We start from the raw sequence: 18,404 nt of genomic DNA, 5'->3' as shown, positions 1-18,404 counted from the left end.
CCTTATCTCAAGAGTTTTTCTATTACCAGCGGATAACATTCATATTCCAAAGAATGCACTTTCTTTGCTACATCAGCAGATGAGTCTTCGGGCAATACCGGGCATTTTGCCTGAAAAATAGTATTGCCTTCATCATAGCGTTCATTTATATAATGTATAGTAATACCACTTTCTTTTTCTCCGGCAGCCACTACTGCTTCATGTACACGGTCGCCATACATCCCCTTCCCTCCGAACTTCGGAAGCAAAGCAGGATGTATATTTATGATTTTATCAGGATAAGCATGCAAAAGTATTTCAGGTACACGCACCAGAAATCCGGCCAGAACAATAAAATCAATATTATATTCACGCAATGAAAGCAAAATTTGCTCACCGGAACTCCAATCATCTTTAAAAAACACCCTGGAGGGTACTTTCAGACGGTTTGCACGTTCCAAAACATACGCATCACTCCTGTTAGAAAGTACCAATGCCACTCTAATTAAATCATTCTCCTGGAAATACCGGATGATGTTTTCGGCATTTGTGCCGGAACCGGAAGCAAAAATTGCGATGTTTTTCTTCATAACCAACCTATTCTCTGCACAAAACAGTGAAAAATGTGCAAAAGAATGCATTTATTTAATCAAATATTTGCGCAGAACGATAAATATTTATTCCTTTGCACCGCAAAATTAAAGAAATAAAACTAATTATTAATTAAAAACTTAAAGTTATGTCTGAAATTGCATCAAGAGTGAAAGCGATTATCGTTGATAAATTAGGCGTTGAAGAATCAGAAGTTACAACTGAAGCAAGCTTCACTAATGACCTGGGAGCTGATTCTCTTGACACTGTAGAACTTATCATGGAATTCGAAAAAGAATTCGGTATCTCTATTCCAGATGACCAAGCTGAAAAGATTGGTACTGTAGGTGACGCTGTATCTTATATCGAAGAACACGCTAAGTAATCGGATTTCATCAATATGGAATTAAAAAGAGTTGTAGTAACAGGCCTCGGCGCCATTACTCCCGTTGGCAATAGTGTACCCGAATTTTGGGAAAACCTGGTGAACGGGGTTAGTGGAGCAGGGCCTATTACTCATTTCGATGCTTCGCTATTCAAGACCCAATTTGCATGTGAAGTAAAAGGCTTCGATGCAACTAAATATATCGACCGCAAAGAAGCACGCAAAATGGACCTGTATACACAATATGCTGTAGCAGTAGCCAAAGAAGCAGTTGCTGACTCTGGTCTTGATGTCGAAAATGAAGATTTAAATAGAATCGGCGTTATTTTCGGTGCAGGTATCGGTGGTATTCGTACATTTGAAGAAGAAGTAAGTAGCTACGCTCTTCATCAGGAAAATGGTCCAAAGTTCAATCCGTTCTTTATTCCTAAGATGATTTCGGATATTGCTGCCGGACAGATTTCTATTATGTATGGTTTCCACGGTCCTAACTATGCAACATGTTCTGCATGTGCTACTTCTACTAATGCCATTGCCGATGCATTCAATCTTATCCGTCTGGGTAAAGCGAATGTAATCGTATCTGGTGGTTCGGAAGCTGCTATCGCTGCTGCCGGTGTAGGAGGTTTCAATGCAATGCATGCACTGTCTACCCGCAATGACTCCCCGGAAAGTGCATCCCGTCCGTTCAGCGCAAGCCGTGACGGATTCGTTATGGGTGAAGGTGGTGGTTGTCTTATTCTTGAAGAATTGGAACACGCCAAAGCACGTGGTGCGAAGATCTATGCAGAAGTTGCCGGTGTAGGTATGTCAGCTGATGCTCATCACCTCACAGCCTCACATCCGGAAGGATTAGGCGCTAAGTTAGTGATGTTGAACGCATTGGAAGATGCAGAAATGGATCCGAAAGAAGTTGATTACATCAACGTACACGGAACATCTACTCCTGTAGGTGATATCTCGGAAGCTAAAGCTATTAAAGAAGTATTTGGTGACCATGCATTTGAGTTGAATATCAGTTCAACCAAATCAATGACAGGCCATTTATTAGGTGCTGCCGGTGCGGTAGAATCTATTGCAAGTATTCTTGCTATCAAAAATGGTATTGTTCCTCCGACTATCAACCATGAAGAAGGTGACAATGACGAGAACATAGACTATAACCTTAATTTCACTTTCAACAAAGCACAGAAACGTGAAGTTAACGTTGCCTTGTCCAATACATTTGGATTCGGTGGTCATAACGCCTGTGTCATCTTCAAGAAATACGCAGAGTAAAGCCGTGCTACGAAATCAAATAGACAAGATAAGACTGCTGTTCTGTAAGGACAGAGAGTCTTATCTTTGTTTTTATAGAATACTTGGATTCTATCCTCGTAACATCCATCTCTACGAGCAAGCTCTTCTACACAAATCTACTTCTCTCCGTTCTGAAAAAGGACGCCCTTTAAATAATGAACGCCTGGAATTTTTGGGTGATGCTATTCTTGACGCCATTGTAGGAGATATCGTATATAAACACTTCGAGGGAAAAAGGGAAGGTTTCCTGACCAATACCCGTTCAAAAATCGTTCAACGCGAAACATTGAACAAACTGGCTGTACAAATCGGCCTTGACAAACTCATTAAATATTCCACCCGCTCTTCATCTCACAACAGTTATATGTACGGCAATGCCTTTGAAGCTTTTATCGGGGCCATCTATCTTGATCAGGGATACGAACGTTGTAAGTTATTTCTTGAAGAGAAAATAATACATCCGTATATTGATCTGGATAAATTGTCACGCAAAGAAGTAAACTTCAAATCTAAACTGATTGAATGGAGCCAGAAAAACAAGGTTGAAGTCTCTTTTGAACTTATAGAACAATTCTTCGACAAAGAAAGCAATCCTGTGTTCCAGACAGAAGTACATATTGAGGGTATACCTGCCGGAACCGGAACAGGCTATTCTAAAAAAGAGTCCCAACAAAATGCTGCACAAATGGCCCTAAAAAAAATAAAGACGCCTGAATTCATGGCAAGTATAGAAGAAGCCAAAATACAATCAACAGCAGCAGTAATAGAAACAGAAGAGGCGACAGCAGAAATACCAGAACAAGAACCAGAAATAATTACAGTAACAGAAAGTCTCACACAGAAAGAGCTCACCGAAGAGCATGAATTATCCGAAACAACATGAAAACCATAAAAGTAAAATTCGTTGATTTCTGGGAAAACTTTGATCCCCAACACAACTTCATAGCAGATATAATTTCTAAGAAATATCGGATTGAGCTTAGTGATACTCCTGATTATCTGTTCTTTTCAGTCTTTGGATATGAAAATATAGATTATCACAATTGTACTAAAATATTCTACTCCGGTGAAAACATCACACCAGATTTCAATATCTGCGACTATGCCATTGGCTTTAACTTCCTATCATTCGGTGACAGATATATACGTATACCTTTTTACACAGCATATGGTGTACAGCAATTAGCAGCTCCCAAAGTGATAGTTCCCGAAGTGGTTCTTAACCGTAAATTCTGTAGTTTCGTAGTTTCTAATGCCAAAGGAGCTCCCGAAAGAGAACGTTTTTTCCAACTATTGTCAGAATACAAACAAGTGGATTCGGGAGGTCGCTATAAAAATAATGTAGGAGGTCCGGTTCCCGATAAAACTGCTTTTATCAAGGACTACAAATTCAATATTGCATTTGAAAATAGCATGTGTGACGGTTATACCACTGAAAAAATCATGGAGCCGATGCTTGTTAACTCCGTACCTATCTACTGGGGTAATAAACTTATTGACCGAGATTTCAACCCGGCTTCTTTTATCAATGTCTCCAGCTATTCTTCTTTGGAAGAAGCAGTAGAGCACATTGTCCGACTGGATCAGAATGATGATGAGTACCTTTCTCTATTATCTACTCCCTGGTTTAATAAGGAGAATTATCTAAACTGGGAAGAACAACTGATAACTTTCTTCGATAATATCTTCGAAAAGCCTCTATCCGAAAGCAGATATATTCCAACTCACGGATATATCCAAACTTATCAATACAGATTGCACCGCATGATGAGAGATAAATTATTTCGCAAACGGATCAATCCGCTGAAATGGTTTTCTTCGAAATGAGTATTTTATCCGAAACAGATTCCCATATGCCGTCCCTGAATCACCAGATCATGATCTTCTGTAACCAGCTTTAATTTCCCGGCTACCTCCTCCAAAGGAACAGATGAAATTTCATCACCTTTTAAGGATATCATACGTCCGAACTGTCCGTTGGCTATCAACTCTGTTGCATGTCCCCCCATACGTGTTGATAGATTGCGGTCGAAAGGAGTAGGCGAACCACCACGCTGGATATATCCTAAAACAGTTTCACGCGTTTCGATGCCTGTTTCATATTCTATTTCCTGCGCAATATACTCCGCAGCACGTTTGCGTCCATCAGTCTGGATGCCCTCTGCAACCACTACAATAGAGTAAGGTTTCCCTTTCTTCAGACGATTCAGGATCACCTCACCAATATTTTTTATATTATAAGGAATTTCGGGTAAAAGAATAATATCACCACCACCTGCCATCCCAGAGTATAGGGCAATCCAGCCGGCTTTATGTCCCATCACCTCAATTACCATCACACGTTTGTGTGAGCTGGCTGTAGAATGCAGACGGTCAATAGCATCCGTAGCGATGCTTACTGCAGAATCAAAGCCGAAGGAAATATCTGTCCCCCAGATATCATTGTCAATGGTTTTGGGCACAGAAACGATATTCAACCCCATAGCGGCAAATTTGGCAGCAGTTTTTTGTGTACCATTACCTCCGATACAAACCACACAATCAAGCTCTATCTCTTTTATGTTCTGCTCGATCAAAGCCGGTTTATTAACATTCTCGGCTACTACGCCTCCCTTTTTGAATGGTTTCTCACGGGAAGTCCCCAAAATGGTACCACCCATATTCAGCAAACCTGAAAGGGATTTATCGGTTATTAGTTCCACATCCTTAGTCAGAAGGCCCTGAAAACCACTGTGAATACCGACGACTTCCATACCATAGTAGTTTATGGCAGTTTTACACACGCCACGAATCGTAGCATTAATGCCGGGACAATCGCCCCCCGAAGTTAAAATACCAATTCTCATCGCCGTTTTTTGTTCTAAAGTTCGGAACTAATCTCCCGTCTTTTAACTTTTAACTATTATTTCCGTCGTAAAGATAGAAAAAAAAGATAAATAAGGTTACATTTGTAGGCTTAAACATTACCCATTTAAAAGAGAAATGAATATCACAAAGATTATAAAGCAGGCGTTCAATTCCCGTTTAAAAGAAATAGACCTCTATGCCAGTCAGGCTGGCGAGATACAGCACCGTGTTATGACACGTCTCGTCACCCAGGCCGCTAACACAGAATGGGGAAAGAAGTATGATTATAAATCTATCCGAAATTACGAAGACTTCAAAAATCGCATACCTGTACAGACCTACGAAGAGATAAAGCCCTACGTAGAGCGTCTTCGTGCAGGAGAACAGAATCTGCTCTGGCCTTCGGAAATTCGTTGGTTTGCCAAGTCTTCGGGAACCACCAACGATAAGAGTAAATTCCTTCCCGTAAGCAAAGAGGCCCTGCAAGACATTCACTACCGTGGAGGAAAAGATGCAGCTGCCCTCTACTTCCGGATAAATCCGGAAAGCCGTTTTTTTTCAGGAAAAGGATTAATTCTCGGCGGAAGCCATAGCCCTAACCTAAACTCCAACCACAGTCTTGTAGGCGATTTATCTGCCATCCTCATACAAAATGTAAGCCCTCTCATCAATCTGATACGTGTTCCCAGTAAGAAAATAGCTCTGATGAGTGAATGGGAAACCAAAATAGAAGCGATTGCCAACAGTACGATTCCTGCCAATGTGACTAACCTCTCCGGAGTACCGTCGTGGATGCTGGTATTAATTAAAAACATCCTTCAAAAGACAGGTAAAGAGTCATTGGAAGAAGTATGGCCCAATCTGGAAGTATTCTTCCATGGCGGCGTAGCTTTCAACCCTTATCGTGAGCAATACAAGCAAGTCATCCGATCTCCGAAGATGCATTACGTAGAAACTTATAACGCCTCAGAGGGATATTTCGGAACACAGAATGACCTCTCCGATCCCGCTATGCTGCTAATGATTGATTATGGAATATTCTATGAATTTATGCCTCTCGAAGAGGTTGGCAAAGAATTTCCGCGTACCTGTTGTCTGGAAGAAGTAGAACTGAACAAAAATTATGCAATGATAATCTCCACCTCCTGCGGATTATGGAGATACATGATCGGTGACACAGTAAAATTCACCAGTAAGAATCCTTATAAGTTCATCATTACCGGACGAACCAAACATTTCATCAATGCCTTTGGAGAAGAGTTAATAGTGGACAATGCAGAAAAGGGATTGATCAAAGCCTGTGCTATGACAGGAGCGCAAGTAAGTGATTATTCCGCAGCACCGGTATTCATGGACGAGCACGCCAAATGCCGCCACCAATGGCTGATAGAATTTGCAAAAATGCCCGATTCCATCGAGAATTTTGCTGCTATACTGGATACTACTCTCAAAGAAGTAAACTCTGATTATGAAGCAAAGCGCTGGAAGGATATCGCTTTGCAACCCTTGGAGGTTATCGTAGCCCGCAAAGGGTTATTCCATGATTGGTTGGCTAAAAAAGGCAAATTAGGTGGACAGCACAAGATCCCCCGGCTAAGCAATACGAGGGAATATATAGAAGAAATGCTGGAACTGAATAAAGCATAACAACATAGAGCTGCGTGCATCCGGGATGTACGCAGTTTTTGTATACGCCAAGCAATTCTTTTCCCGGTAAAGAACAATGTTCGAGATGTACATGTGGTACAGCACAAGATGCACATGTCGTACTGTACGAGATGTACATGTCAGACAGTACGACATGCACATCTCGATCATCGTCCGGTTACGACATTCTATAAGTTCAATACATACCTATCTTGCAAAAGCCTTAGAAAAGTAACTGCCTCATCTATTTGGAGTCTACTATAATTCCCCCACCCAGCAATAAGCCATCTTTATAGAAAGCAGCAGCCTGACCAGGTGCAATGGCTGTAAGAGGTTCATACAAAAGTACATATAAGAGTCCTTTCTCTGTGATCTGCACCTTACAATGATTCTCTTGTTTCCGATAGCGAATCTTCACAATAATGTCTTCCGGGCCAATCAAGCGGGATTCATCCACAATATTCCAATCTTTCAGCCACATCTCTGTTTTAGCAAGAGCCTGCAATGAAGATAGTACCACTGTATTCTCCACCGGATGTATCTCTTTTACAAACACAGCACGATTCAAGTCGATACCTAATCCACGGCGTTGTCCGATAGTATAAAACGGATACCCCTCATGCCAGGCAATAAAATTGCCCTTTTCATCGAGGAACTTCCCTTTTTGAACCTTTGTAGTAGCAGAGGTATGACACAGATATTGTCTTAAAAAGCTTCGATAATCCATCGGACAAAAACAAACTCCCAGACTGTCTTTCTTGACCGCTGCCTTTTCAAAACCCCGTGCCGCAGCCAAGGTACGAGCTTCAGGCTTTGTCATCTCTCCCATCGGAAGTAACATGCGTTGCAATATTTCCTGTTTCAACCCCCACAAGAAGAATGACTGGTCTTTATCGGAATCAATAGCCGGAATAATATAATATTTTTCTTCCAAGAACATCTTTCGCACATAATGCCCGGTAGCAATATAAAAAATCCCCATTTCATCGGCTAACTCCGCTAATAAAGGCCATTTTAAATAATTGTTGCAAAGCGTACAAGGCACCGGGGTATGCCCTGACAGATACTCATCAATGAAATAAGTTATGATCTGTTCACGAAAAACTTCACGGGCATCATAAGTTATATGCTCAATGCCCAGACGACCTGCCAACGTACGGGCATCTTCCAGATATTCAACCGAGTCATTCAGTTCATAAAAGCGGAAAGTCACTCCAGTCACTTCATAGCCGGCTTCCTGTAGTAATATAGCGGCTACCGAACTATCGGTTCCACCGCTCATTCCCAACAACACACGTTTCTTTTGATCCATCATGCCGCAAAATTAAACAAATTCCCGTATCTTTACCCTTTCAAACTAAACAGAATGAGAGAATCATCATCACATAACCTATTCATCATTGTCCTTTCAGAACATCCGACATTAGGTACGCTCCTCCTCCCATACGTTGCCGAAAGTTCTTCTGAAAGAGAAGAACTCTGTTTAGTAGAACAAGCTTTCCACCTGTCTCCCAAGGCCATGGCACAAATGAGTAAAACAGAACAAAAGGCCATCGAAATAGCTTCACACTATACAGAGAAATATCTGATGACTGTCTACTCGAAGGATAAAACCGTTCCCAAATTCTTACGCCGATTGACCGAAGAACCGGAAAAATTGAGAAATATCCGCCTTTTCATCGAGAAGAAGTTACAGGAGATGATGGAATTGATACGTACCTATAACTTACCCTTATATCAAAAACAAAGCCGCAGCAAACTACTCTATCCACATCATGCATATCATATAAACAAAAGGGATGTAGAAGTTCACTTTTCATTTAAAGTCAACGAGCAGTCTTTCAATTATCAGTTGCAATGTTATAATGAAGGTAAAGCAATACCTCTTACTGAGTTAAAACCGGTCACTACTCTAACTTCTAATCCGGCTATATTATTACTGGGTATGGAAGTCTATATATTTCAACATATTGAGAGTTCGCGCCTCTTGCCATTCACCAGAAAAACGCACATCAGTGTAGATGCCTCGCTTACGGAGAAGTATATCGATAACATCCTCATTCCTGTAGCCCGTTATCATAATATCGATGTACAAGGATTAGAAATCAAAAAAGAAAAGAGGATATGCGAATGCTTGCTATATATAGAAGATACCATCTATAATACGCCACTCTTACGATTAAACTTCCGCTATGGAGACCAAGTATTCAGTTCGCAACCGGCTGACGGAATAAGGAGATTCATTTTTCGGGAAACACTGGAAGGGAAAAGTATCATACGTTATTTCAGGAGAACTCCCGATACTGAAAAGAAAGCAATACAATTGTTGCAGAATGCAGGACTGGAAGCAATCAGCGATTCACACTTCAAACTATCCGAAAACGTACCGGAAAAAAGTATCCACGAATGGATCGCTCATCACCGTACAATGTTACAGGAATCATTCGTACTGACAAGTGGTATTCAAGACAGGCCGTATAGTCTGGATGAAATCCGGATTGAGCAAAGTTTTGATGACGGTCCGGATTGGTTTGAGCTCCACATCACAGCTGTCATCGGTGAGCTACGTATCCCTTTCAGCCGCTTTCGCAAGCACATTCTTGAAGACAGGCATGAATATACACTCCCCGACGGACGTATCATTTTACTTCCGGAAGAGTGGTTCACTAAGTACGCCAATCTGATGGAACTAGGTATGACACGCGGAAAAACAATTTATGTCAAGCACCCCTATATAGGAGTCGTTAGTTCTATTCTGGAAAGTAATACCCATAAAGCCCCCCTTCCTCTTCAGCCTCAACAGGAATATCCAATCCCTAAAGGATTGAAAGCCCGGTTACGTCCTTACCAATATAAAGGATATGCATGGATGATGCACCTCTATGAGCAAGGATTCGGAGGTTGCCTTGCAGACGATATGGGTCTGGGAAAAACACTCCAGACACTCACCTTATTACAACAGATCTATAACGCTGACAGCAATAAGAGCTATCCGGCAGAAGGTGATAAAAGTGTTAATCCTTTACAAGAAAGTGTAATCAAAGTAAAGCAGGAGTGTAATTTCATGTTAAAAAAGGAGTCACACACTTCCGATGGAATGGGGCAATTTAGTCTTTTCGATGATTTAACAGCAGAAAATACGCTTCCTGGCTGTATAATTTCGGCAAGTAGTAGTAAGATCACCAGAAAACCGAGTACACTCATCGTTGTTCCTACCTCTCTGTTGCACAACTGGAAACGTGAGGCGACCCGTTTTACCAATCTGTCAATGGCAGAATTTAACAGTAACAGTTATTTTAAATCAGGGCACCCGGAACAGTTTTTCGACCGCTTTCAACTGATATTCGTATCATATGGTACCATGCGCAATAAAATAAATATTCTTCGTCAGTACAACTTTGAATACATCGTACTGGACGAAAGCCAGAATATAAAAAACAGCGACTCACTCACTTTCCGATGTGCCACCCAACTACGCAGCCATCGTAGACTGGTACTGACCGGTACACCTATCGAAAACTCACTAAAAGATTTATGGGCACAGTTTCACTTCCTTCAGCCGGAACTTTTGGGAAATGAGAGTGCGTTTACCAAACAATTCATCAACCCGATCAAGCAAGGAGCCAGCCGTATGGAATTGCGCCTGCGCCAACTCATCACCCCATTCATCCTGCGCAGAAGTAAAAGGGAAGTTGCTCCCGAGTTACCACCACTCACGGAAGAAATCATCTACTGTGATATGGCCAAAAAGCAAAACGAAGTTTACCAACAGGAGAAAAACAGCCTGCGCAATACACTGTTGCAGCTTAATAAAAAACAGCACCAACAGCTCACTGTACTCAATGGCATCTCCCGGCTACGCCAATTGTCATGTCATCCCAGAATGATATTCCCCGAATCTAACACAGAATCGGGCAAACTGGAACAAATTATTGACATCTATGAAACTCTCTACAGTGAAGGGCACAAAGTGTTGATATTTTCATCTTTCGTAAAGCATCTGGAACTGATCGCTGAAGAATTCCGCAAACGTGGCTGGCAATACGCTCTCCTCACCGGTTCGTCCACCAATCGCCCGGAAGAAATAGCCCGCTTCTCTCAGACAGAGGAGATACGTGCTTTTCTCATCTCTCTCAAAGCCGGAGGAGTGGGACTCAATCTTACACAAGCGGACTATGTATTTATCGTTGATCCATGGTGGAATCCCGCAGCCGAAGCACAAGCCATTGCCCGCGCACATAGAATCGGGCAAGATAAGCAGGTCATTGCTTACCGTTTTATCACCAAAGACAGCATTGAAGAGAAAATCATCCGGTTACAAGAAGATAAACGCAAACTTGCCGAGACATTTATCACCGACAGCGAGTCGATGCCTGTACTGACAGATCAGGAATGGATCGGGCTTCTGGAATGAACCAGACTTGTATTTTTTAACCGGACAGATAGACAAACTGTTCTATCTTGTGTAATATCTGACTTAATCGGAAAACAGGTAACCGCCTTGTTTACAGTTTGTACTATATTCGTCGCTCAGAAATATAGTATTAACTTTAATCCATTCTTGTATTATGAGAAATGTATATTACACCATTCTTGTATTCGTATGCCTTATAAGCAGTTTATCTGCAAAGGCTTCAACGAGGACAGAAGGAGATTCCGGTTTTAAAGACATCAAGCTGAATTTGATGAACGGAAATTTCCTATCCGACGAAGAAATCAACAACAAAACCCAGGTAACATTCGGTATAGCCATTGCCGAAGACGGCACCCCAACCCGTGTGGCAGCAGACGACGCAACTGCCAATATCATACTGAACAACTACAAATATCATAGCAACGAGCATGGTTTCAATCCGGGTACAGCTACCGTAAAAGTGCAAGGCCCGGTGAAAATCTCTATCGGTACATGTGCATGGGGTAGTGACGTCACCATTACGGATACTGGTGGGGCAAAAGTGGCAACTATGAATACCAACAACGGGAAATGCTATCACAACGATCAGACTTGTGCCGAAGCTTATTACAATGGAGAGCCAACTACTCTCTCAATAAAAGGAGGTAACTACATCCCATATCTCGCTATTGAAGCAGTTAATGAAGTTCCTGCAAACTCTAAAATAACGTTCTCAGCAGGCGAATATAGTAATGCCGGAATAGTTCCGTCAGAAGCAGAAGTACAAACAGGAGCAACCTATACTCTTCCTCTGAACAGAACAATGTATGTAGAAGGCAAGACACTTACTGCATGGACAGATGGTACTCTAAATTACAAACCGGGAGAAGAAGTTACAGTAGTAGCAGACCTTGCTTTGATACCTATATTTACAGATAACACCGTATCATTGGAAGACCGTGATGATGAAGTAACCATCGTTTGGGACTTTCAACAAAAGAATGGTGCGCCGGAAATGGCTTATGAAGGAAAAGCCGGTTTTTATGTATCACAAGCCGTAGTTAATGGTAACGTAATTGATGTAAGAATCGACTTCAACACCCAACCCGGTAAAATTAATAATGTGGGCCGGACAGATTGGGCACAAATGAATGCAGGAACTACTCTTACTTTCCCGGCTGTTAAAAACGCAGTTATATCTCTCGAATCGTATAATCCAACTACTACCACTACAATTGCCGGTGATACAAACTATCAATTGTCCGGCAATATAGCAACTTATACGTATGGAGGTAGTGATAACACAATTGACATTGTTATAGGTGACGGAGGATACTTCAGATATTTCAAAATAGTATATCCGAAAGCTGAGTCCAATATTCAGGAACGTCCTGTTATTGCTACAGATTTCACTGACTGGGAAGCCGTTTCTTCTAATTCCGGTGATGTAAGCGTAGAAAAAACAACTACTTTCAGTAACGAAGCAGTGACTTTCACATTCAATGGTGTTACCGTTTCACCACAAGGACAGAATGTAGATAAATTCGGTGACCTGACAGGATACGCTATGTCCGAAAAGAATCTGTCCGGAGTTATCACAACATCCGCATTCAGCAATATCACTAAAGTACGTTATTTCCACGGAGCTACCGGTGGTAAACGTGGATTCAAACTGGAAAAGAAAAATGCAACTGATACCGATTGGGTAGTACTCTCCGATGCCTTTGCCGACCCGGCAAAGGGAGTATGGGTAGAATGCACCATAAATGAGGAAAACGTACAGCTCCGCTGGACCAACCTCGCTCCTACTCAGAATGCTTATATGTTCGAACTGGAGATTTACTCAAATGTTGAAATTACTGCCAAACAAGTAACATTAGCAACGAAAGTTTCTCCCGAAGAAGCCGGAAATGTATCCGTTTCTCCATCCAGCAGCCAGTATGACGAAGGTACAGAAGTAACGCTGGCGGCTAGAAAGAACTTCGGCTACAAGTTCGTGAAATGGACAGATGCAGCAGAAAACACTCTCTCTACAGAAGCATCCTACAAACAAACATTAAACGAAAATATGGTCATTACGGCCGTATTTGAACCGGTAGCTACTTATTCACTTGCAACAAGTGCAGAAGGCGGAGCAAACAATTACATGGTAACAGCCACTCCTGATGCCACTGTTGTAAATGGTAAGAACATGTATGAAGAAGGTACCTTGGTCACTCTTACTGCTACAGAAAACCACATCCTCACATTCCTGAACTGGAAAAGCGGAGAGATGGGTTATGAACTTCCTGTGAGAATGGACAGTGACAAAGAGTTCGTTGCAGTATACAGTGCTGCCGATTATATTGTAGGATGGGATTTTGTTCGGAAAGGCAACAGCAGCCGTCCGGCAGACTTCGCTTCTACAGGTGAGAATGAAGCTACAACGCTCATTCTACGCAAAGAAGACGGAACAACTCAAGCATGGCTCGACAAATCAAAAGAGTCAGGGAACTACGAAGGTGAATCTGCCGCTGTAAACTGGAAGAACATCTCTGATAAATATTACTATGAAACCCGTATAAATGCTTCTGAGTTTATTGATATCAAGGTAACTTCCAGAATGCTGTACAACTATAACGCATATTCTGTACAGAAGTTAGAATACTCTCTGGACGGAACCAACTACACAGAAGCAGCCCGCATTACTCTACCGGGTGCTAAGGCATGGACACCGCTGGAAGCTACACTGCCCGAATCATGTAATAATGCCGCATCATTGTATCTCCGTTGGATTCCCGATTACAGTTCTGAGATTGTAGGTACCGCATCAGAAAATGATGGTACGGCAATCGGTTCTATCTACATCACCGGAGTACAAAAAGGAGTTGATCCGGGAAGAGCGCCCCTATTGCTCTCTTCTCTCCCCGCAAACAATGCTGAGGAGGTTTCTGCTACGGGCCGTATTGTACTGACATTCGATAATAAAGTGAAAATAGCTGAGGGAACTGTAGCAACGTTGGGAGACAAAACACTGACCCCGTCTGTAGCAGGCAGAACCATTACATTCCCATACATGGGTCTGGATTACAATACAACTTACACTTTCACATTGCCGGCCAACAGTATATCCGACTTCTTCGATAACAAGATAAAAGAGAATATCACTCTCAAATTCACAACGATAGCACCTCCGGTAGTGACTCCGGGCAGGTATGACGCCATCGTCAGCAATGCAGAAGAACTGCTCGAAGCACTGGCTAAAGGGAATGAAGCCTCTACATCAGGAGAGCGTTTCCGCATCTTCCTGCACGATGGAATTTACGATTTAGGAGAACTTTGCCTGACAGACGTGAAATCCAACATTTCACTGATCGGTGAAAGCATGGAAAACACAGTTATCGTAAATGAAGCACCGGTAGAAGGTATCTCCGTGTCAGCTACCCTACGCCCCACAGGAGAAAATATCTACATGCAGGACCTCACACTGAAAAACGATTATGATTATCAGGGAAGTACCGGACGTGCTGTCTGCCTGCAAGACAAAGGAAACAAAAACGTATATAAAAACGTACGTATGTTGAGCTATCAGGATACATATTACTCAAACAACAATCGTATGCGTTCGTATTTTGAAGACAGCGAAATTCATGGCACGGTAGACTTTATCTGCGGTGGTGGCGATGTCTTCTTCAACCGTACACTGCTTTATCTGGAAGACCGTTCGGGCAACTGTATCACGGCTCCGGCAGGTGATACTGAATGGGGATATGTATTCAATGATTGTACGATTGACGGATACGATGCAAACAAAGGTTCTTATGCCCTGGGACGTCCTTGGCAAGGTGCTCCGATGAGTGTATGGATTAACACAACCATGAAAGTTCTTCCGAAAGCAGAAGGATGGAGTGACATGAGTGAAACAATTGTCCCGAAACTATTTGCTGAATACAATAGCCACACCGAAAGCGGAATGGCTATTGATTGCAGTGCCCGTAAAACTCAATACACAGGGGGAAGCATACCTTACAGCCCGGTATTGACTCAAGAAGAGGCATCCCGCTTTACTATCGAGAATGTATTGAGTGGCAGTGACTCCTGGCAACCGGCTTTATTAACCGAACAGGCAGCAGCCCCGATACTGACGGTCAATGGTTCTACCCTCTCCTGGAATGCCAGCGATTATGTATTCTGCTATGCTATCTGCAAAAACGGAAAAGTGATCGACTTTACAAATGAAACCAGCTATGCCATCCCGGCAGATGCAACCGATAATGATGTATTTACTGTGCGCGCCGCCAACCAAATGGGTGGATTGGGACAACCTTCCAATAACAGTAATGCCACCGGTATCGAACAGAGCACTGTAGCTAAAGAGGTAGTAGAACGTCAATACTTCAACGTGAACGGTATCCGCCTTAACAAAGCTGAGAAGGGACTAAACATCCTCCGTACCATCTATAGCGACGGTTCAATAGAAACAGTGAAAGAATTTGTAAAATAGTGGTGCTTGCCGCACCTTCCGGTGCGGCAAACGATGGTTAATTAAAACGCGGATTAACACGGTTTTGAGTGTATTTCACCACAGAGTAACACAGAGTTCCACAGAGTAGTATTTATCTGATGAAACGCGGATTAGCACAGATGAACGAAGATTAAAAGACTGTAGTTCTTTATCATACATTTGTTTTCCTTTGCGATAATCTGCGTTCATCTGCGTTTCAATAAAAATTTAAACTCTGTGGAACTCTGTGTTACTCTGTGGTGAATTTTGCTCCTTTCTAATCAGAAAACATTATCTTTGCATCCTCAAATCAAACACTGAGCAGAAAGATGGACTATAAAATCCTCGTACTCGACCTTGACGGTACACTAACCAATACCCGAAAAGAAATAACGCCCCGCAACCGGGAAGCATTGATACAAACACAACAACAAGGTACACGGCTGGTATTGGCTTCGGGCAGACCGACTTACGGCATTGCTCCATTGGCCGATGAACTGCAAATGAATCAGTTCGACGGTTATATACTCTCCTACAACGGCGGAGAAATCATTGACTGGAAAAGCAAAGAGATACTCTATGCAAATGTACTACCGGATACTGTCATCCCCCAGCTATACGAATGCGCCAAAAGAAATGAACTTGCCATCCTGACCTATGACAAAGAATGTATTGTGACCGAAACCCCGGAAGACGAATATGTAAAGAAAGAAGCCTTCCTTAACAAAATGGAGGTGCGGAAAAGTACAGACTTCCTGACCGATATCCATCTTCCTGTTCCTAAATGCCTGATCGTAGGCGACCCGGACAAACTCATAGCTGTTGAGTCCGAGCTTTCCATCCGGTTACAAGGTCAGATCAGTGTTTACCGCTCCGAACCCTATTTTCTGGAACTTGTCCCACTGGGCATCGACAAAGCACAATCACTCACCGTATTATTGGAAAAGCTCGACATGAAACGGGAAGACATGGTAGCCGTGGGCGATGGTTATAATGACCTTAGCATGATTAAGTTTGCCGGGCTTGGAGTAGCAATGGCCAATGCTCAGGAGCCGGTAAAGAAAGCTGCAGATTACATCACTCTCTCCAACGACGAAGACGGTGTAGCTGCTGTCGTAGACAGATACTTTTCAGCAGCAAAATAAGAAATATCAATTATTTATTCTAACTTTGTGGTTTCAAACTGAATAAATCTCAAACGTTATGGAACATCAACTGACCATTTACAACACTTTAGATAGGAAAAAGGAGCTGTTCGTACCCTTACACGCTCCGCATGTAGGGATGTACGTTTGCGGACCAACCGTATATGGAGACGCCCATCTGGGACATGCCCGCCCGGCTATCACATTCGATGTACTTTTCCGTTACCTTACACACCTGGGATACAAAGTACGTTATGTACGCAATATCACTGACGTAGGCCATCTGGAGCATGACGCCGATGAAGGTGAAGATAAAATAGCCAAGAAAGCCCGCCTGGAAGAGTTAGAGCCGATGGAAGTGGTACAGTACTACCTGAATCGTTATCACAAAGCGATGGATGCATTGAACGTCCTTCCGCCAAGTATCGAGCCACACGCATCGGGACATATTATAGAGCAGATTGAACTGGTTAGCAAAATCCTGGAAGCCGGCTATGCTTACGAAAGCGAAGGTTCCGTCTACTTTGATGTAGCCAAATACAATAAAGATTATCATTACGGTAAACTCTCCGGACGCAACCTGGACGATGTACTGAATACTACGCGTGACCTCGATGGACAAAGCGAGAAACATAATCCGGCCGACTTCGCCCTTTGGAAGAAAGCACAACCGGAGCATATCATGCGCTGGCCTTCACCCTGGAGTGACGGTTTCCCCGGATGGCACGCAGAGTGTACAGCTATGGGACGCAAGTATCTGGGAGAACATTTCGATATCCACGGAGGAGGTATGGACCTGATATTCCCGCACCACGAATGTGAGATTGCTCAATCTGTTGCTTCACAAGGTGACGATATGGTACATTACTGGATGCATAACAACATGATTACCATCAACGGGACGAAGATGGGTAAATCTCTCGGCAACTTCATCACGCTGGACGAATTCTTTACCGGTAGCCACAAATTACTGGCACAGGCATATACACCTATGACCATCCGTTTCTTCATCTTGCAGGCACACTATCGCAGCACGGTAGACTTCAGCAATGAGGCTCTGCAAGCATCAGAAAAAGGATTACAGCGATTGTTGGAAGCGATCGACAATCTGGAAAAGATTGTTCCCGCAACCGGTTCTTCAGTAAATGTAAAAGAACTGCGCACCAAATGCTATGAGGCCATGAACGATGATATGAACACACCGATTGTCATTGCCAACCTGTTTGAAGGGGCCAGGATGATCAACAATATCATTGCCGGCAACGATACCATATCTGCCGAAGACCTGAAAGAGTTGAAAGAGACATTCCATCTGTTCAGTTTTGAAATTCTTGGTCTGAAAGAAGAAGCAGGGGCATCAGATAGCCGTGAAGCTGCCTATGGAAAAGTGGTTGATATGCTACTGGAACAGCGTGTAAAAGCGAAAGCCAACAAAGACTGGGCTACTTCGGACTTTATTCGCAATGAACTCACGGCACTGGGATTTGAAGTGAAAGATACTAAAGACGGATTTGAGTGGAGATTGAATAAGTAATCACTCTTACCCCTTATATAAGCAAAAGAAAGAGGTCAGAACCGGTAGTTATCACGGTTCTGACCTCTTTCTTTATACCTATCAATAAGTGTTTCAATACA

Annotated in this window: 12 protein-coding genes; 9 read left to right on the top strand and 3 right to left on the bottom strand. The window is 42.7% G+C overall.

What is annotated here, in order from left to right:
* Nucleotides 1–2: 2 nt before the first annotated feature.
* Nucleotides 3–620, bottom strand: a complete 618-nt coding sequence (gene purN, locus HCG69_RS14655; RefSeq protein ID WP_221650645.1) for a phosphoribosylglycinamide formyltransferase — start codon at nt 618–620, stop codon at nt 3–5.
* Nucleotides 621–718: 98 nt separating this feature from the next.
* Between purN and HCG69_RS14650 the strand changes: the two genes are divergently transcribed.
* The 4 genes from HCG69_RS14650 to HCG69_RS14635 are packed head-to-tail and all read left to right on the top strand — an operon-like array spanning nt 719 to nt 4,081.
* Nucleotides 719–955, top strand: coding sequence for an acyl carrier protein (locus tag HCG69_RS14650; RefSeq protein ID WP_002558672.1), 237 nt, complete (start codon nt 719–721; stop codon nt 953–955).
* Nucleotides 956–970: 15 nt separating this feature from the next.
* Nucleotides 971–2,233: a beta-ketoacyl-ACP synthase II gene (fabF, locus tag HCG69_RS14645; RefSeq protein ID WP_221650644.1), complete on the top strand. Its 1,263-nt coding sequence runs from the start codon at nt 971–973 to the stop codon at nt 2,231–2,233.
* Between the two features lie 4 nt (nt 2,234–2,237).
* The gene (gene rnc, locus HCG69_RS14640; protein ID WP_221650643.1) at nt 2,238–3,137 is read left to right on the top strand and encodes a ribonuclease III; all 900 of its coding nucleotides are present in this window, start codon (nt 2,238–2,240) and stop codon (nt 3,135–3,137) included.
* Nucleotides 3,134–4,081 (top strand): glycosyltransferase family 10 domain-containing protein, encoded by a 948-nt coding sequence (locus HCG69_RS14635; protein WP_221650642.1) that lies wholly within the window; start codon nt 3,134–3,136, stop codon nt 4,079–4,081. Before rnc ends, HCG69_RS14635 begins: the two co-directional genes overlap by 4 nt.
* A 5-nt stretch (nt 4,082–4,086) precedes the next feature.
* Here the strand turns inward: HCG69_RS14635 and HCG69_RS14630 are convergent, their stop codons facing one another.
* Nucleotides 4,087–5,100, bottom strand: coding sequence for an ATP-dependent 6-phosphofructokinase (locus tag HCG69_RS14630; RefSeq protein ID WP_221650641.1), 1,014 nt, complete (start codon nt 5,098–5,100; stop codon nt 4,087–4,089).
* Nucleotides 5,101–5,236: 136 nt separating this feature from the next.
* On the opposite strand from HCG69_RS14630, the gene HCG69_RS14625 reads away from it, so the two are divergent.
* Nucleotides 5,237–6,748, top strand: coding sequence for a GH3 auxin-responsive promoter family protein (locus HCG69_RS14625; protein ID WP_221650640.1), 1,512 nt, complete (start codon nt 5,237–5,239; stop codon nt 6,746–6,748).
* A 244-nt stretch (nt 6,749–6,992) separates the two neighbouring features.
* Here the strand turns inward: HCG69_RS14625 and mnmA are convergent, their stop codons facing one another.
* Nucleotides 6,993–8,060 carry a tRNA 2-thiouridine(34) synthase MnmA gene (gene mnmA, locus HCG69_RS14620; protein WP_221650663.1) on the bottom strand — a complete coding sequence of 356 codons (1,068 nt, stop codon included), beginning with the start codon at nt 8,058–8,060 and terminating at the stop codon, nt 6,993–6,995.
* A 54-nt stretch (nt 8,061–8,114) separates the two neighbouring features.
* Between mnmA and HCG69_RS14615 the strand changes: the two genes are divergently transcribed.
* The 4 genes from HCG69_RS14615 to cysS all read left to right on the top strand — a co-directional run bounded on the left by HCG69_RS14615 (nt 8,115) and on the right by cysS (nt 18,303).
* Nucleotides 8,115–11,162 (top strand): DEAD/DEAH box helicase, encoded by a 3,048-nt coding sequence (locus HCG69_RS14615; RefSeq protein WP_221650639.1) that lies wholly within the window; start codon nt 8,115–8,117, stop codon nt 11,160–11,162.
* A gap of 154 nt (nt 11,163–11,316) precedes the next feature.
* Complete coding sequence (locus HCG69_RS14610; RefSeq protein ID WP_221650638.1) at nt 11,317–15,624, top strand: pectinesterase family protein; 4,308 nt, start codon at nt 11,317–11,319, stop codon at nt 15,622–15,624.
* 329 nt (nt 15,625–15,953) lie between these two features.
* On the top strand, nt 15,954–16,769 hold the full coding sequence (locus tag HCG69_RS14605; RefSeq protein ID WP_221650637.1) for a Cof-type HAD-IIB family hydrolase: 816 nt from the start codon (nt 15,954–15,956) through the stop codon (nt 16,767–16,769).
* 58 nt (nt 16,770–16,827) lie between these two features.
* Nucleotides 16,828–18,303 (top strand): cysteine--tRNA ligase, encoded by a 1,476-nt coding sequence (gene cysS, locus HCG69_RS14600; protein ID WP_221650636.1) that lies wholly within the window; start codon nt 16,828–16,830, stop codon nt 18,301–18,303.
* Nucleotides 18,304–18,404: the final 101 nt, after the last annotated feature.

The organism is Bacteroides sp. K03, from assembly GCF_019734355.1.
GTDB lineage: Bacteria > Bacteroidota > Bacteroidia > Bacteroidales > Bacteroidaceae > Bacteroides > Bacteroides nordii.
The sequence above is the reverse complement of the archived record's forward strand: the minus strand, read 5'-3'. Positions and strand labels throughout refer to the sequence as shown.

Bases quoted from the DNA above. Each gene is read 5' to 3' on its own strand.
- purN (WP_221650645.1), bottom strand. From the start codon at position 620: ATGCATTCTTTTGCACATTTTTCACTGTTTTGTGCAGAGAATAGGTTG.
- HCG69_RS14650 (WP_002558672.1), top strand. From the start codon at position 719: ATGTCTGAAATTGCATCAAGAGTGAAAGCGATTATCGTTGATAAATTA.
- fabF (WP_221650644.1), top strand. From the start codon at position 971: ATGGAATTAAAAAGAGTTGTAGTAACAGGCCTCGGCGCCATTACTCCC.
- HCG69_RS14635 (WP_221650642.1), top strand. From the start codon at position 3,134: ATGAAAACCATAAAAGTAAAATTCGTTGATTTCTGGGAAAACTTTGAT.
- HCG69_RS14630 (WP_221650641.1), bottom strand. From the start codon at position 5,100: ATGAGAATTGGTATTTTAACTTCGGGGGGCGATTGTCCCGGCATTAAT.
- HCG69_RS14625 (WP_221650640.1), top strand. From the start codon at position 5,237: ATGAATATCACAAAGATTATAAAGCAGGCGTTCAATTCCCGTTTAAAA.
- mnmA (WP_221650663.1), bottom strand. From the start codon at position 8,060: ATGGATCAAAAGAAACGTGTGTTGTTGGGAATGAGCGGTGGAACCGAT.
- HCG69_RS14615 (WP_221650639.1), top strand. From the start codon at position 8,115: ATGAGAGAATCATCATCACATAACCTATTCATCATTGTCCTTTCAGAA.
- HCG69_RS14610 (WP_221650638.1), top strand. From the start codon at position 11,317: ATGAGAAATGTATATTACACCATTCTTGTATTCGTATGCCTTATAAGC.
- HCG69_RS14605 (WP_221650637.1), top strand. From the start codon at position 15,954: ATGGACTATAAAATCCTCGTACTCGACCTTGACGGTACACTAACCAAT.
- cysS (WP_221650636.1), top strand. From the start codon at position 16,828: ATGGAACATCAACTGACCATTTACAACACTTTAGATAGGAAAAAGGAG.